This is a genomic window from Roseateles sp. P4_D2 (genome assembly GCF_056401875.1).
The window spans coordinates 15488-30500 of record NZ_JBFUIM010000015.1 but is presented as its reverse complement, the minus strand read 5'-3'; the positions used below and the strand labels follow the sequence as shown (position 1 = coordinate 30500).

Here is a 15013-nt window from a genome sequence, read left to right as displayed (position 1 = left end):
CCGCCTGCGTCCTTGTTCGAGCCTTCAGCCCACGTAGCCGGTCTGCAACGCTTGCGCCCAGTCGGGCCGGCCGTTGCGCGCGGCCAATGTGGCCATCGCGCCGTGGTCATAGGGCACCGCGTGCTGGGCACAGTGCCAGGCGCCGTCGAGCTTCTCGACGATGGCGTAGGTCGCGTCGGGCGTGCCGCGCTCGACGACATAGCGCTCCGGCTCATCGTCCACATAGGCCTGCAGGCCGACGCTGCCGGGGTTGACGAGAACCTGGTTGCTGACCACGCGCAGAAAACGCGGCAGATGGCTGTGGCCGCAGGCGATGAGTGCGCTGCGTTGATCGCCCAGGCGCTCGGCGATCTCGGCGGCCGTGGCCAGGCCGAGTACGCCGCCGCGCGGGGTTTCCAGGAAGTGCTCGCAGTCACTGCGTGGCGTGCCGTGGCACAGGAAGATGTCCGGCGCCCATTGCCACATCGGCTGCAGGCTGCGCAGCCAGTCGAGCTCCGGCGTGCCGAGCGTGGACAGCGCATAGCCGTCGGAGGCGCCACCGGCATCGGGCTGCCATTCGAGGATCTGGCGTTCGTGGTTGCCGGCCAGGATGGGCCAGCCCGAGGCCATCAGGAACTGCGCCGTCTCGCGCGGCAGCAGCGGGCCGGAGAGGTTGTCGCCCAGGCACAGGATCTGGTCGACGCCACGGCGGCGGATGTCGGCGGCAACAGCTTCAAGGGCGGGCAGATTGCCATGGATGTCTGAGACGAGGGCGATGCGCATGGTCTCGAGACTAGCCGCCCAAGTGACCGAGAGGCAACACGCCGCTGGCCTTGACCTCACCAAGCGAGAAGCTGGTGTGGATGTCTTTCACGTTGGGCAAGTTCAGCAGCGTGTCGATGGAGAAACGCGAGAAGGCGTCCAGGTCGGTCGCCATGACCTGCAATTCGAAGGTGCCGGCGCCCGAGATGTAGTGGCAGGCGATGACCTCGGGCAGCTGGCGGATGGCGTCTTCCAGCGGCTTGGTGGCGGCGCCTGCGCTGCGCTCGGCGTCCACGCGCACAAAGGCCAGCACGCCCAGGCCGAGCTTCCTGCGGTCGATCTCGGCACGGTAGCCGGTGATGTAGCCCTGGTCCTCCAGCCACTTGACGCGCCGCCAGGTGGGCGCGGCCGACAGGCCGATGCGCTGGGCCAGTTCGGCGTTGGACAGGCGAGCATCGGCCTGCAACTCGGCCAGGATGGCGATGTGGTGGCGGTCGAGGGCTTCGGGAGTGGCGCTGGAATCGACGACTTGAGAACTCATGGTTTGCCCTGATCGGCGAAGTGGCGATGCAATTTGAAGCGAATTTGGCAGATTTGAGCAAGAAGATTGCGAGAGTGACTGGTTTCGAGCGAAATTGAGAAAGCACTGCTCACCCCCATTTCCCTACACTGATCGGTCCGGCCATACTGGCCCATGGCCCGCGCGCCTGCCTCACAAGGGCTGGCCTCTCGGGTCGCCATTCAGGAGCTCCCACTGATGAACGCCCCGCTGCCCGAACACATCCTGCGCGCGCTGCAGACTGTCTCCCTCGACGACAAATACGCGCTTGATAGCGGCCGTGCCTTCATGAGCGGCGTGCAGGCCCTGGTGCGGCTGCCGATGCTGCAGCGCACGCGCGATGCGATCGCCGGGCTGAACACGGCAGGTTTCATCAGCGGCTACCGCGGCTCGCCGCTGGGCACGTACGACCAGGCGCTGATGGCGGCCAAGAAGCATCTGGCCAAGCAGAACATCGTCTTCCAGCCCGGCGTCAACGAGGAACTCGGCGCGACTGCCGTCTGGGGCACGCAGCAGCTCGATCTCTTCCCCGAGAAGGCCAAGTTCGATGGCGTCTTCGGCCTCTGGTACGGCAAGGGCCCGGGCGTGGACCGCTGCATCGACGTGTTCAAGCACGCCAACATGGCCGGCACGAGCAAGCACGGCGGCGTCATCGCCATCGCGGGTGACGACCACATCGCCAAGAGCTCGACGGCCGCACACCAGAGCGACCACGTCTTCAAGGCGGTCGGCTTCCCGACCTTCTTCCCCAGCAGCGTGCAGGACATCCTCGACATGGGCCTGCACGCCTTTGCGATGAGCCGCTTCTCGGGCGTTTGGGCAGGCATGAAGACGATCCAGGAGATCGTCGAATCCTCGGCCTCGGTCAGCGTCGACCCGGATCGCGTCAACATCATCCTGCCGGAAGACTTCCAGATGCCGGCCGGTGGCCTGCACATCCGCTGGCCGGACCCGCCGCTCGAACAAGAGTCGCGGATGATGAATTACAAGTGGTACGCAGCGCTGGCCTACATCCGCGCGAACAAGCTGAACTACAACGTCATCGAGGGCCAGAACGACCGCTTCGGCCTCATCACCAGCGGCAAGGCTTTCAACGACACCCGCCAGGCGCTGCACGACCTGGGCCTGGACGACGACACCTGCCGTCGCATCGGCATCCGCCTGCACAAGGTCAACGTCGTGTGGCCGCTGGAAGCGCAGATCACGCGCGACTTCGCCAAGGGCCTGCAGGAGATCCTGGTCGTCGAAGAGAAGCGCCAGATCATCGAATACCAGGTCAAGGAAGAGCTCTACAACTGGCGCGCCGACGTGCGCCCCAATGTGCTCGGCAAGTTCGACGCCGGTGACGGCGGCGAGGGCGGCGAGTGGAGCGTGCCCAACCCGAGCGAGCACTGGCTGCTGCGCCCGCAGGCCGACCTGACGCCAGCCATCATTGCCCGCGCCATTGCCAAACGCCTGAAGAAGATCGGCGTGGACAGTGACATCGCCGCCCGCCTGGACGCGCGTCTGGCCATCATCGACGCCAAGGAAAACTCGCTGAAGGCCGAGGAAAAGACCGCCGGCGGCGCCGACCGCACGCCCTGGTTCTGCTCCGGCTGCCCGCACAACACCTCCACCCGCGTGCCCGACGGCTCGCGCGCCGTCGGCGGCATCGGCTGCCACTACATGGTCACGTGGATGCCCGGCCGCAACACGGCCACCTTCACGCAGATGGGCGGCGAGGGCGTGCCCTGGGTCGGCCAGGCGCCGTTCACCGACGAGAAGCACATCTTCTCCAACCTGGGCGACGGCACCTACTTCCACAGCGGCAGCCTGGCCATCCGCCAGAGCATCGCTGCGGGCGTCAACATCACCTACAAGATCCTCTATAACGACGCGGTTGCGATGACCGGTGGCCAGCAGGTCGGCGAGCGGCCCGAGGGCCACACCGTCATCCAGATCATGAACAGCGTGATCTCGGAAGGCGTGAAGAAGCTGGTCATCGTCACCGACGAGCCTTTCAAGTACGAAGGCGTGGCCTTGGCGCCGGGCGTCACCGTGCACCACCGCGACGAGCTGGACGAGATCCAGCGCCAGTTCCGTGAGCTCGAAGGCACCACGGTCATCATCTACGACCAGACCTGCGCCACCGAGAAGCGTCGCCGCCGCAAGCGCGGCAAGCTGGTGGACCCGGCCAAGCGCGTCGTCATCAACGAGCTGGTCTGCGAAGGCTGCGGCGATTGTTCGGTGCAGTCCAACTGCCTGTCCATCGAGCCGGTGGAGACCGACTTCGGCCGCAAGCGCCAGATCAACCAGAACACCTGCAACAAGGACTACTCCTGCGTGAAGGGCTTCTGCCCGAGCTTCGTCACGGTGGAAGGCGGCGAGCTGAAGAAGCCCAAGAAGGAAGCGCGCAAGAGCCCCTTCGATGCGGCGTTGCCACCGCTGACCATGCCCATCGTGCCCAACCCCGACAAGGCCTGGGGCATCGTCGTGGGTGGCGTTGGCGGCACCGGCGTCATCACCATCGGCCAGCTGCTGGGCATGGCGGCCCATCTCGAAGGCAAGGGTGTCATCACGCAGGACGCCGCGGGCCTGGCGCAAAAGGGCGGCGCGACCTGGAGTCACATCCAGATCGCCAACAGCCCGGAAGCGATCTTCTGCACCAAGGTCGGCACCGCCGAGGCCGACCTCGTCATCGCCTGCGACGCCATCGTCGCTGCCAACAAGGCCACGCTGGCCGTCATGCGCGAGGGCCGGACCTATGTGGCGTTGAACACGCATGGCTCGCCGACGGCGACGCTGGTCAATGACGCCAACTGGAGCTTCCCCGGCGCCGCCTGCGAGCAGGCCGTCGGCAATGCGGTGGGCCGCGATCACCTCGGCTCCTTCGACGCCGAGGAAGTGGCCGTCAAGCTGGTGGGCGACTCGCTCTACACCAACCCGCTGATGCTCGGCTATGCCTGGCAGCAGGGTCGCATCCCGCTGAGCTACGACGCGCTGATGCGCGCCATCGAGCTCAACGGCGTGCAGATCGACAACAACAAGATCGCCTTCGAATGGGGCCGTCGCTGTGCGCAGGACCTGAAGAGCGTGCAGGCGCTGTATGCCGCGCAGCAGGTCATCCAGATGGTCAAGCGCCAGGGCGTCGACGAGCTCATCACCAAGCGCGTGGACTTTCTGACCGGCTACCAGAACGCCGCCTACGCGGCCGAGTACAAGGCCTTCGTCGACAAGGTGCGCGCGGCCGAAGCCAAGCTGGGCGGCACGACCAAGCTGACGGAAGCGGTCGCGCGCTATCTGTTCAAGCTGATGGCCTACAAGGACGAGTACGAGGTCGCCCGCCTGCACACCGACATGGGCTTTGCCGAGAAGGTGGCCGGCATGTTCGAGGGCAACTACAAGCTGGTGCATCACCTCGCGCCGCCGCTGCTGGCCAAGAAGAACAACAAGGGCGAGCTGGTCAAGCAGCCGTTCGGCCAATGGATTCGCCCCGCCTTCGGCCTGCTGGCCAAGATGAAGGGCCTGCGCGGCACGGCTTTCGACATCTTTGGCCACACCGCGGAGCGCAAGATGGAGCGCCGCTGGATCGCCGACTACCGCGCCGGTGTCGACAAGGCGCTGGCCGGCCTGACGACCGAGAAGCTGGCCGATGCGGTTGAGCTGGCCCGCGTGCCGGAAGACATCCGCGGCTACGGCCACGTGAAGGAGCGCCACGAGAAGGCCGCCCGCGCCAAGTGGGATGCGCTGCTGGCCAAGTTCTGACCGCGCGCAGCGCTTTGCCGTTCAGGGCCTGATAGTGGAGTGCTGCAGCACGATCAGCCAGCGACCGTCGATGCGCTGATAGGCAAAGCTGTAGCGCGCCGGCCGCGTCTTGGTCTGGCCTTCGACCAGCTCGCTGAACTCGTATTGGCCCGACCGCACCGCCGTGTCGCCGAACAGCTGCAGGTTGCCAACGATCCAGCGCATGCGCGCCGTCGGCCGTTGCGCCATCTGCTCGAAGAACACCGGCAGTGCAACGCCGTCCAGCGGCACGGCCGTGTATTCGTCGTCGGTGATCAGCGCGCCCGGGGCATACAGCTGCTGGAGTCGCCGTGCGTCGCGGCTGTTGTAGGCGTCCTTCCAGTCTTCCAGTGCCTGAATCAGGTCGTTGGCGCAGTTGCTGCCGGGCTGGTCGCAACGCAGCGGCGGTGACACGACCACCGTGCGCTTCGTCGTGCAGCCGCTGCCGGCCAGCATCAGCAACAGGCATGTCGCCGCAGCGAGCACGCGGCGCATCTTGTTGATCATTGCCATGTTCAGCCCCCCTGCGTTGTGGTGCGAATTGTGAATCTGCCCGTCGCGGGGCAATCCCTGAACGGGGCCGCGTCCGGGGGTGCCTAGACTGCGCCCTTTCCAACAGGGAGAACCAATGAAGACGATGCTGCGCGGCCTGCTGGCCGCTGTCGGCCTGCTGCTGAGCCTGTCCACACAGGCCGCCGACGCCCCACCCGAGAACGCGGCCTGGACCGAGGCCAAGGCCGCGGCCAAGGAAGGCCCGGCCGACGTCGCCATCGCAGGGCAGGCCACGCTGCACCTGCCGGCCGGCCGCATCTTCATCCCCCAGCCCCAGGCCGGCAAGCTGCTGACCGCGATGGGCAACCCGGGCGAACACACCGAACTGGCCGGCCTCATCTTCCCCAAGGGCGACGGCGAATGGTTCGCCACGCTGCGCTACATCGCCTCCGGCTACGTGAAGGACGGCGACGCCAAGGAGTGGAAGGCCGATGACCTGCTGGCCAGCTACAAGGAAGGCACCGAGGCCAGCAACGACGAGCGCCAGAAGATGGGCGTGGCGCCCATCGAGATCACCGGCTGGGCCGAGCCGCCGGCCTATGAAGCGACCCAGCATCGACTCGTCTGGGCCATGAGCTCCAAGGAAAAGGGCGCGCCGGCCGACGCGGGCCAGGGCGTCAACTACAACACCTATGCGCTGGGCCGCGAGGGCTATCTGAGCCTGAACTTCGTCACCGACCTGAAGGAGCTGCCGGCCCAGAAGCCCGATGCGAAAGCCTTGCTCGGGGCGCTGGAGTTCGACAAGGGCAAGCGCTACGAGGACTTCGATTCGGCCACCGACCATGTCGCCGAGTACGGCCTGGCGGCGTTGGTCGTGGGCGTCGGCGCGAAGAAGCTCGGCCTGCTGGCTGTGGCCTTCGCCTTCGTCGCCAAGTTCGCCAAGATCATCCTGCTCGCCGTCGTCGGCTTCGGCGCGGCCATCACCAAGTTCTTCAAGCGCGACAAGCCGACGACCTGATGTTCAAGCTCATTGCGCTGCTGCTGTCGGGAGCCAAGCTCGGCAAGCTGCTGACCACCGGAGGGACGATGCTGATCTCGCTGGTCGTCTACGCCTGGATCTACGGTTGGCGCTATGCGGCAGGCTTCATCGCGCTGCTCTTCGTGCATGAGATGGGCCACTTCATCGCGGCGCGCTACAAGGGCCTGAACGTCGGCGCGCCGACCTTCATCCCCTTCGTCGGCGCCTGGGTCGAGTTGAAGGATATGCCGCATGACGCGCAGACCGAGGCTTTCGTCGGCCTGGCCGGGCCGATGCTGGGCACGGTCGGCGCCACGGTCACCTATCTGATGGCGCGCAGCTGGGGCGCCGACTGGCTGCTGGCCGTGTCCTACAGCGGCTTCTTCCTGAACCTGTTCAACCTGATCCCGATCTCGCCTTTCGACGGCGGCCGCATCACGGCCGTGCTGTCGCCGCGCATCTGGCTGCTCGGCGCGCCCATGCTCGTGGCGCTGTTCTTCTGGCGGCCCAGCCCGATGCTGATCCTGATGGCCCTGCTGGCCTGGCCCCAGCTCATCAAGGCCTGGCGGCATCGCAGCGACAGCCCCGAGGCGCAGACCTATTACGCCGTGCCCGCGGCCGTGAAGTGGGAGTACGCGACCTACTACCTCGTGCTGGCCGCCTACCTTGCCGTCATGTGCCACGACGTGCACGAAATGCTGGCCGTCGTGCGCGGCTGACACGAGCAGGCGGGTTGGCCTCGGGGCGCACTACGATCCAGCCGCACCCCGTGCCCGGAGTTCCCCATGACCCGCACCCGCCTGCTGCTGGCCTTGTGCCTGTCCGCCCTGCTGGCGTCACCAGCCAGCGCGGAACGGCAGCTGCGCGCCTGTGCCCATCCGGCCGCCCAGCCGATGAGCTGGGAGCAGCAGGGCCGGCTGCACGGCGTCTGCGTCGAGGTCGCGCGTCGCGCCTTCGCTGCCGCCGGATGGACGCTTGCCGTCGAACCGGTCGGGCCCTGGTCCCGCTGCCAGGCCCTGGTCGAGCGCGGCGAAGTGGACGTGATGGTCTGCGCCTTCGACACCCCCAAGCGGCGCGGGTACGCCGTGGTCGTGGAGCCGGCGCTGGCACGCAATGAGGGCGCACTCTTCGTGCGGCGGGACAACCCGCTGCGCTTTGAGGGCTGGACCGATCTCGCCGGCCTTCGCATCGGCGTGGGCCTGGGCGTCAGCCTGGGAACGGAGGTGGACCAGCAACTTGCCCATCATGCCCTGGTGGACAACGCGCTCAGCGAGGAGCTGAACCTGCGCAAATTGCTGCTGGGCCGCCTGGATGCGGTTGCCACGGCGCGCGAATCGGGCGAGCAACTGTTGCGCGCCGTGGGCTGCGAGCAGGAGGTGCGCGTGCTGCCGCGTGGCCTCGGCGCGGCAGGGCTGTACCTGCAGATATCGCGGCAATCGCCGGGCGTGTCGGCCGCCGCGCAGGTGCGGGACTATCTGCTGCAGCCCGGCTACGCAGCCGAACTGCAGCAGCTGCATCGCCAGCAGGCCGAGCTCTATCGTCAGCAAAATCCGCCGCGCGAACTGGGGCGCTGCGGGCGCTGAGGCTGCCGGGCAAGCGAGGCTTCACCAGTCAAGTGCCGTCGTCGCGCGGCGCCGGCCTAGACTGGGCCGCACCATGCGCCAGGATGATGCCGACCCCGCCGCCGCTCCAGCCCGCCGCTGACCGCCGCAGGTGGCTGGGCCTGCTGCTGGCGGTGCTGGGCGCCATCGGCTTCTCGGGCAAGGCCATCATCGTCAAGCTGGCCTATCGCCACGGCGTCGACGCGGTCACGCTGCTGATGTGGCGCATGCTGCTGGCCCTGCCTTTCTTCGTGGCGCTGGCCTGGTGGGCCGGCCGCGGCAAGCCGGTGCTGACGCGTCGCGACTGGCGCGACATCGGCGTGCTCGGCTTCACCGGCTACTACCTGGCGAGCTACCTCGACTTCGCCGGCCTGGCCTACATCACGGCCAGCCTGGAGCGGCTGATCCTCTACCTCAACCCGACGCTGGTGCTGCTGCTGTCGGTCGTCTTCTTCCACCACCGGCTGCAGGCGCGGCAGGTCATTGCGCTGGCCATCAGCTATGCCGGCGTCGTGGCGGTGTTCGCGCATGAACTCAGCTTCCAGGGGGCCGACACGGCGCTCGGGGCGGCCCTGGTGTTCGGCAGTGCCGTCAGCTATGCCGTCTATCTGGCGCTGTCCGGCAAGGTCGTGCAGCGCCTGGGCTCAATGCGGTTGGCAGGCCTGGCCAGCAGCGTGGCCTGCGTGCTGTGCATCGCGCAGTTCGCGTTGCTCAAGCCCGCCTCCGGCTTCATCGTGCCCGAGCCGGTGATGTGGCTGTCGCTGCTGAATGCCACCGCCTGCACGGTGGCGCCGGTGCTGATGGTGATGCTGGCCATCGCCCGCATTGGCGCGCCGCTGTCGTCGCAGGTCGGCATGGTCGGGCCGATGAGCACCATCCTGATGGGCGTCTTCATCCTTGGCGAGCCGATGAACGCCTGGATCGTGTTCGGCACGACGCTGGTGATGGCCGGCGTCTTCCTAGTCAGCGCCCGTAGAGGTAGCCCGGCAGCCACAGCGTCATCTCCGGCCACACGTACATGAACACCATGCACAGGATGACGATGAGCATGTAGGGCATCATGCCCGCGAAGATCTGGTTCAGCGTCACATGCGGCGGGCTCACCCCCTTCAGGTAGAAGGCCGACATGGCCACCGGCGGGCTCAGGAAAGCGGCCTGCAGGTTCACGAACACCAGCACGCCCCACAGCATCGGGTCGATCTGGAAGTGCGCCAGCAGCGGCAGGAAGATGGGCACGAAGATGACGATGATCTCGGTCCACTCCAGCGGCCAGCCCAGCACGAAGATGATGGCCTGCGACAGCAGCATGAACTGCAGCGGCGTCAGGTCCATCGACAGCACCCAGCGCTCCACCAGCGCCTGCCCGCCCAGCAGCGCGAACACGGCCGAGAACAACGCCGAGCCGACGAAGAGCCAGCAGACCATGGCCGTCGTCTTGGCGGTCAGGAACACCGCCTCGCGGGTCTTCTTGAAGGTCAGCGAGCCGGCCTGCCAGGCCATCAGGAAGGCACCTGCCGCACCCACTGCGGCTGATTCGGTGGCGGTGGTGATGCCGAACAGGATGACGCCCAGCACCACCAGCGTCAGGATGCCCAGCGGCATCACCGACGACACCAGCATGGTCAGGATCTCGTACTGCTCGGCGTCGAAGCGCCAGTAGTACCAGGCCAGCAGCAGGGCCGTCAGCACGCAGACGATGGCGAAGCCCGTGTAGAAGTTCTTCGGTACGGCCTCGGGTCGGGGTGCTTCGCTGACTGCGCCACCCATGCGCTGCAGCGGCTCGTCGGCGGCGGGCTTGGCTGCGCCCGGTTCGGCCAGGGCACCGGGCGGTTCCTGCAACCCGCCGCTGGCCCCTGGCGGTTCGGCCAGGCCGCCCGATGGGCTCGGCGGCTCCTGCAGCCCGCCGGGTGCGGCCGGCGCATCCAGCTTCTGCATCGCCGCGGGCGCACTGACCTCGGTCTTTTGCGTGTAGTCGGTGACGTACCACCAGGTCGTGCCGAGGCAGACCAGGGCCAGCCACACGGGTACCAGAGCGCGAAGCAGGCTGGCCAGCAGCCGGCCCCAGCCCATGGGTGCGCCTGAAGGGGACAGCACCGCCTTCAGCAGTGCCCACAGCATGCGCGGCGAATAGCGATCGGCCAGTGCGGCGATGGCCGGCGAGATCGGTGCGCGCTGCTGCTCCGGCGGCAACTGCGGCGCGACCTTCGGGTTGATCATGCACCAACCGATCACGTAGACCAGGTACAGGAAGGCCAGGAAGAAGCCCGGGAACATCGCCGCTGCGTAGAGCTTGACGACCGACTGCCCAGCCACGGCCGCGTAGACGATGATCATCACGGAGGGCGGGATCAGGATGCCCAGCGTGCCGCCGGCCGTGATGACGCCCGCGGCCAGGCGCGTGTCGTAGCCGGCCTTCAGCATGGGCCGCATCGCGATAACGCCCATCAGCACGACGACGGCGCCGACCAGGCCGCTGGCGATGCCCCAGAAGGTGCAGATGACCAGCGTCGTGACGGCCAGCGAGCCGGGCAGGCGGCGGAAGGCCAACTGCACGCTGTGGAACATCTTGTCCACCAGCGCGCCGCGCTCCATCACATAGCCCATCAGCACAAACAGCGGTATCGACAGCAGCGTGTCGTTGTTCATCGCGCCGTAGGCGCGCTGCACCATCAGGTCGAAGATGCGGTTGTCCAGCCAGGGCTGGCCGGGGTCGTAGAAGGCGACGAAGCCGAACAGCATGCCCAGGCCCATCAGCGTGAAGGCCGTCGGGAAGCCCAGCAGGATGACGACCACGATGAGGCTGAGCATGGTCAGGCCGAGGGCGGCGTTACTCATGCGGGTTGCCTCCAGTGGTGCTGCGCTGGCGCGCGATTTCGTCGATGCTCTTGGTCCGTTCGATCGCCTCGCGGGCCGCGTCGGCGTCGACGTGCGTGCTGGCCGCCAGCTGCTGCTCGACGACGTCGATCTCCTCGGCGTCGCGCAGCCGTGGCGTCCACGCCCCCGTGCGGATGCAGACGATGCAGCGCAGGATCTCGGACAGGCCCTGCAGCATCACCATCGCGCCGGCGATCGGGATGATGGCCTTGAAGGGGTAGACCGGCAGCGGCGTGGCGTTGAAGGTGGTCTCGTGGATGCGCAGCGAGTCGCCGAAGTAGGTCCAGCCGCTCCAGGTCAGCGCGCCGATGCCGGGCAGGAAGAAGACGACGTAGAGCACGAGGTCCAGCCAGGCCTGGGTGCGCGGCTGCATGCGCCCGTAGAGGAAGTCGCCGCGCACATGGCCGTCGTGGGCCAGCGCGTAGGCGCCGCCCATCATGAACAGCGTGCCGTAGAGCATGTTGCTCGCGTCGAAGATCCAGGCCGTCGGCATGTTCAGCGCGTAGCGCTTGAACACCTCGGCCACCACCATCAGCATCAGCACGACGATCAGCCAGGCGGAGGCCTTGCCGACCCACGTGCTGATGCCGTCGACGGTGTGAAGAATCTTCTGCAAAGACATACGAGCCTTCAAGCAATGACACTGTTTCCAGCGACCGAGCGAAGCCGGTGGATCCGGCTTTGCCGGTCCACCTGGCTTGCCCCTTGAGGGGCGGCCGTCAGGCCGTAGGGGTGGGCCTATTTCTTGGCGAAGTAGTGGTTCCAGGCCATCTTGAAGTCGACCAGGTAGTCGTTCTGCCATTGGCCGGCACGCAGGGCGAAGGCACGCTGGCTGTCCAGCACCTTCTTGAAGTGCGGGTTCTCGGCCGACTTCTTGGCGATCACCTTGTCCCAGGATTCGAGCTGGTTGCGCAGGATGGCGTCCGGCGTCTTGTAGAAGGCCACGCCGCCCTTCTTCATCTCGGCGTAGTCCTTGGAGTTGCGGTCGATGGCCTTCCAGCTCATGTCGGCGCTGGAAGCCTGCACCGCGTAGTCGATGATCTTCTTCAGTTCGGCCGGCAGCGCGTTGTACTTGCCCTTGTTGAACAGGATCTCGAACTGCTCGGTGCTCTGATGGAAGCTCTGCAGCATGCAGTTCTTGGCCACGTCGGGGAAGCCGAGGATGCGGTCGCTGGTGGCGTTGTTGAACTCGGCCGCATCGATGAGGCCGCGGTCCAGCGCCGCGACGATCTCGCCGCCCGGCAGCGGGTTCACGGCCGCACCCTGCTCGGTGTAGAGGTCCACCGCCAGGCCCACGGTGCGGAACTTGACGCCCTTCATCTGGTCCAGGTTGGCCACCGGCTTCTTGAACCAGCCATAGGGCTGGGTCGGCATCGGGCCGTACAGGAAAGACACCACTTCCATGCTGATGGACTTGTAGATCTCCTCCAGCAGGGCCTCGCCACCGCCGTAGTTGTGCCAGGCCAGCAGCATGTTCGGATCCATGCCGAAGCCCGGGCCTGAGCCCCACAGCGCCAGCGCCGAGTTCTTGCCGTAGTGGTAGGCCACCACGCCGTGGCCGCCGTCCAGCGTGCCCTTGTTGACGGCCTCGAGCAGCTGGAAGGCCGGCACCACCGCGTTGGACGGCAGCACCTCGATCTTCAGGCGGCCGCCGGCCATGTCGTTGACCTTCCTGGCGAAGTCCTGGGCGTACTCGTGGAAGATGTCCTTGGCCGGCCAGGTCGACTGGAAGCGCAGGCTGACGGTCTCCGCTTTCGAGATCATGGGGGCTGCCAGGGCGGCGCCCCCGGCCGTCGTGGCCGCGGCCGTCTTGATGAAACGACGGCGAGCGCTGGGTTTCTGGGTCATGGGCTGTCTCCAATGGATGTTTTGAATGCGCCTCCAACAGAACCTGCGGCCGGGCGCGTGCCGCTGAGGCTGAGTCTGGCTGGGCGCAGTCGGTGCGCAACTGGGTCAAACCCACGGGATTGCACGCACCACCCCCGAGCCGTTCAAAATCGCTGAACATTGGCGACAACGCCAATGAACCGCTCCCCCCTCTGCCGGGAACACACTGCGAACCCATATGAGCCCTGCCACCCGCTACACCCCCATCGCCATCGCGCTGCACTGGCTGCTGGCGCTGGCCATCGTCGGCGCCTTCAGCGTGGGCCTGTACATGACCAGCCTGCCGTTCTCGCCGACACGGCTCAAGCTCTACAACTGGCACAAATGGGCCGGCGTCACCATCCTGACGCTGTCCGCCTTGCGCCTGCTGTGGCGCCTCACCCATCGCCCGCCAGCCGACATCCCCATGCCGGCCTGGCAGCTGCGCGCCGCCCATGTGACGCACAACCTGCTCTATGTGCTGTTCTTTGCCGTGCCGCTGTCCGGCTGGGCCTACAGCTCGGCGGCGGGCTTTCCCATCGTCTGGTTCGGCGTGCTGCCGCTGCCCGACTTCGTGGGCAAGGACAAGGAACTCGCCGAGACGCTGAAGCTGGTGCACCACTTCGCCGCCTACGGCCTGGGCCTACTCGTCGCCGGCCATGTCGGCGCCGCCCTCAAACATCACTTCATCGACCGTGATGGCCTGCTTGCCCGCATGGGCCTGGGTCGCAACTGAACCGCACCTGAAAGGACTTCATGAAACGCCTGATCTCCGCCCTGCTGATCGCCACCAGCGCCCTGGCCGCCCAGGCCGCCACGCTGCAGCCCGAGAAGAGCGACCTCAGCTTCACTTTCAAGCAGATGGGCGTGCCGGTGGACGGCAAGTTCAAGAAGTTCGAAGCCCAGCTCGATTTCGACACCAAGAAGCCCGAGGCCGGCAAGATCGCCTTCACGGTGGACCTGGGTAGCGTGTCCCTGGGCGACGCCAGCTTCGACGCCGAGCTCGCCAAGACGCCCTGGTTCGACACCAAGCGCAACGGCAAGGCCACATTTGTGTCCAGCGGCATCAAGGCCACCGGCCCCGGCAAGTACGACGTGGCCGGCAAGCTGAGCATCAAGGGCGCCAGCCGCGATGTCGTCGTGCCCCTCACGCTGGCCTCTGGCGTGGCCAGCGGCAGCGTGGCCATCAAGCGCCTGGATTTCAAGATCGGTGACGGCGAATGGGCCGACACGTCGATGGTCGCCAACGACGTGACCGTGAAGTTCAAACTGTCCTTTTCCGGCATCTAGCCGGCCTGTAACCTCCCACCCCTCTCTTCCCACCCCCCGGAGACCTTCACGATGAAGAATGCCCTGTTGCTTGCCACCCTGATCGCCGCCGCTGGCGCCGCTCAAGCCCAAAGCGCCACCTACGCCATTGATCCCAGCCACACCGCGGTCACCTTCGAAGCCAAGCATTTCGGCACCAGCACGCTGCGCGGCCGCTGGGACAAGAAGGAAGGCACGGTCACGCTGGACAAGGCCGCCAAGACCGGCAAGGTCGAGTTCACCATCGACATGGCCTCCCTCACGACCGGCACGGCCCCGTTCGACGGCCACCTGAAGAGCAAGGACTTCTTCGCCGTCGAGGAGTTCCCGACGGCCAAGTTCGTCGGCGACAAGTTCAGCTTCAACGGCGACAAGGTGGCCAGCGTCTCCGGCGAGCTGACGCTGCGCGGCAAGACCAACCCGGTCACGCTGACGGCCACCAACTTCAACTGCTACGAGAACCCGCGCCTGAAGCGCGAGGTCTGCGGCGGCGACTTCGAGACCACCATCCAGCGCAGCCAGTGGGGCATCGTCTATGCGATGCCGGCCGTCACGCCCGACGCCATCCGCCTGCTGGTCCAGGTGGAGGCCATCAAGCAGTAATCTGCCTGCCGACGCCCTCTGCAAGCCCGCCTCTGGCGGGCTTTTTGCTGTGTGATCCGTGAACTATTGCCGGGGCCTTCGCGGCCCTGTCTGTAATGGGTACGCGGCCTGTCGCCCTCCCCTGCAGTTCGTCCCGTGACCGCGCCGGCGCGTCGCTTCCGCCCCACAGGGCGCCGAGCCCCTGCGTAC

At 66.7% G+C, this 15013-nt stretch carries 14 protein-coding genes; 8 read left to right on the top strand and 6 right to left on the bottom strand.

The window, feature by feature from the left end; translation table 11 throughout:
* Positions 1-24 precede the first annotated feature (24 nt).
* Positions 25-762 carry a metallophosphoesterase family protein gene (locus tag AC1DW0_RS24380; protein ID WP_477948538.1) on the bottom strand — a complete coding sequence of 246 codons (738 nt, stop codon included), beginning with the start codon at positions 760-762 and terminating at the stop codon, positions 25-27.
* A 10-nt stretch (positions 763-772) separates the two neighbouring features.
* A complete protein-coding gene (locus tag AC1DW0_RS24375; protein WP_056191761.1) occupies positions 773-1282 on the bottom strand; it encodes an Lrp/AsnC family transcriptional regulator in 510 nt (169 codons plus the stop codon).
* Between the two features lie 216 nt (positions 1283-1498).
* Between AC1DW0_RS24375 and AC1DW0_RS24370 the strand changes: the two genes are divergently transcribed.
* The gene (locus tag AC1DW0_RS24370) at positions 1499-5044 is read left to right on the top strand and encodes an indolepyruvate ferredoxin oxidoreductase family protein (protein WP_477948536.1); all 3546 of its coding nucleotides are present in this window, start codon (positions 1499-1501) and stop codon (positions 5042-5044) included.
* A gap of 21 nt (positions 5045-5065) precedes the next feature.
* Here the strand turns inward: AC1DW0_RS24370 and AC1DW0_RS24365 are convergent, their stop codons facing one another.
* A complete protein-coding gene (locus AC1DW0_RS24365) occupies positions 5066-5575 on the bottom strand; it encodes a DUF4440 domain-containing protein (protein ID WP_477948534.1) in 510 nt (169 codons plus the stop codon).
* Positions 5576-5690: 115 nt separating this feature from the next.
* Here AC1DW0_RS24365 and AC1DW0_RS24360 point away from each other — a divergent pair, with 115 nt between their 5' ends.
* The 4 genes from AC1DW0_RS24360 (at position 5691) to AC1DW0_RS24345 (ending at position 9195) form a co-directional block, all read left to right on the top strand.
* A complete protein-coding gene (locus AC1DW0_RS24360) occupies positions 5691-6572 on the top strand; it encodes a DUF2167 domain-containing protein (protein ID WP_477948532.1) in 882 nt (293 codons plus the stop codon).
* Positions 6572-7291, top strand: coding sequence for a site-2 protease family protein (locus AC1DW0_RS24355; protein WP_056191768.1), 720 nt, complete (start codon positions 6572-6574; stop codon positions 7289-7291). The genes AC1DW0_RS24360 and AC1DW0_RS24355 overlap by 1 nt, the downstream gene beginning before the upstream one ends.
* A gap of 66 nt (positions 7292-7357) precedes the next feature.
* Positions 7358-8155: a substrate-binding periplasmic protein gene (locus AC1DW0_RS24350; RefSeq protein WP_056191770.1), complete on the top strand. Its 798-nt coding sequence runs from the start codon at positions 7358-7360 to the stop codon at positions 8153-8155.
* 86 nt (positions 8156-8241) lie between these two features.
* Positions 8242-9195: a DMT family transporter gene (locus tag AC1DW0_RS24345; protein WP_477948529.1), complete on the top strand. Its 954-nt coding sequence runs from the start codon at positions 8242-8244 to the stop codon at positions 9193-9195.
* On the opposite strand, the gene AC1DW0_RS24340 is transcribed toward AC1DW0_RS24345, so the two are convergent.
* The 3 genes from AC1DW0_RS24340 to AC1DW0_RS24330 form a co-directional block, all read right to left on the bottom strand.
* Positions 9137-11008 carry a TRAP transporter large permease gene (locus AC1DW0_RS24340; protein WP_457351214.1) on the bottom strand — a complete coding sequence of 624 codons (1872 nt, stop codon included), beginning with the start codon at positions 11006-11008 and terminating at the stop codon, positions 9137-9139. The genes AC1DW0_RS24345 and AC1DW0_RS24340 overlap by 59 nt on opposite strands.
* Positions 11001-11669 carry a TRAP transporter small permease subunit gene (locus tag AC1DW0_RS24335; protein WP_457389711.1) on the bottom strand — a complete coding sequence of 223 codons (669 nt, stop codon included), beginning with the start codon at positions 11667-11669 and terminating at the stop codon, positions 11001-11003. The genes AC1DW0_RS24340 and AC1DW0_RS24335 overlap by 8 nt, the downstream gene beginning before the upstream one ends.
* A gap of 116 nt (positions 11670-11785) precedes the next feature.
* Positions 11786-12895 (bottom strand): TRAP transporter substrate-binding protein, encoded by a 1110-nt coding sequence (locus AC1DW0_RS24330; RefSeq protein WP_457389710.1) that lies wholly within the window; start codon positions 12893-12895, stop codon positions 11786-11788.
* Between the two features lie 217 nt (positions 12896-13112).
* Here AC1DW0_RS24330 and AC1DW0_RS24325 point away from each other — a divergent pair, with 217 nt between their 5' ends.
* The 3 genes from AC1DW0_RS24325 to AC1DW0_RS24315 are packed head-to-tail and all read left to right on the top strand — an operon-like array spanning position 13113 to position 14824.
* Positions 13113-13649 carry a cytochrome b gene (locus tag AC1DW0_RS24325; protein ID WP_457322853.1) on the top strand — a complete coding sequence of 179 codons (537 nt, stop codon included), beginning with the start codon at positions 13113-13115 and terminating at the stop codon, positions 13647-13649.
* Positions 13650-13669: 20 nt separating this feature from the next.
* On the top strand, positions 13670-14203 hold the full coding sequence (locus AC1DW0_RS24320) for a YceI family protein (RefSeq protein ID WP_056191782.1): 534 nt from the start codon (positions 13670-13672) through the stop codon (positions 14201-14203).
* 51 nt (positions 14204-14254) lie between these two features.
* A complete protein-coding gene (locus tag AC1DW0_RS24315) occupies positions 14255-14824 on the top strand; it encodes a YceI family protein (RefSeq protein ID WP_056191784.1) in 570 nt (189 codons plus the stop codon).
* Positions 14825-15013 lie beyond the last annotated feature (189 nt).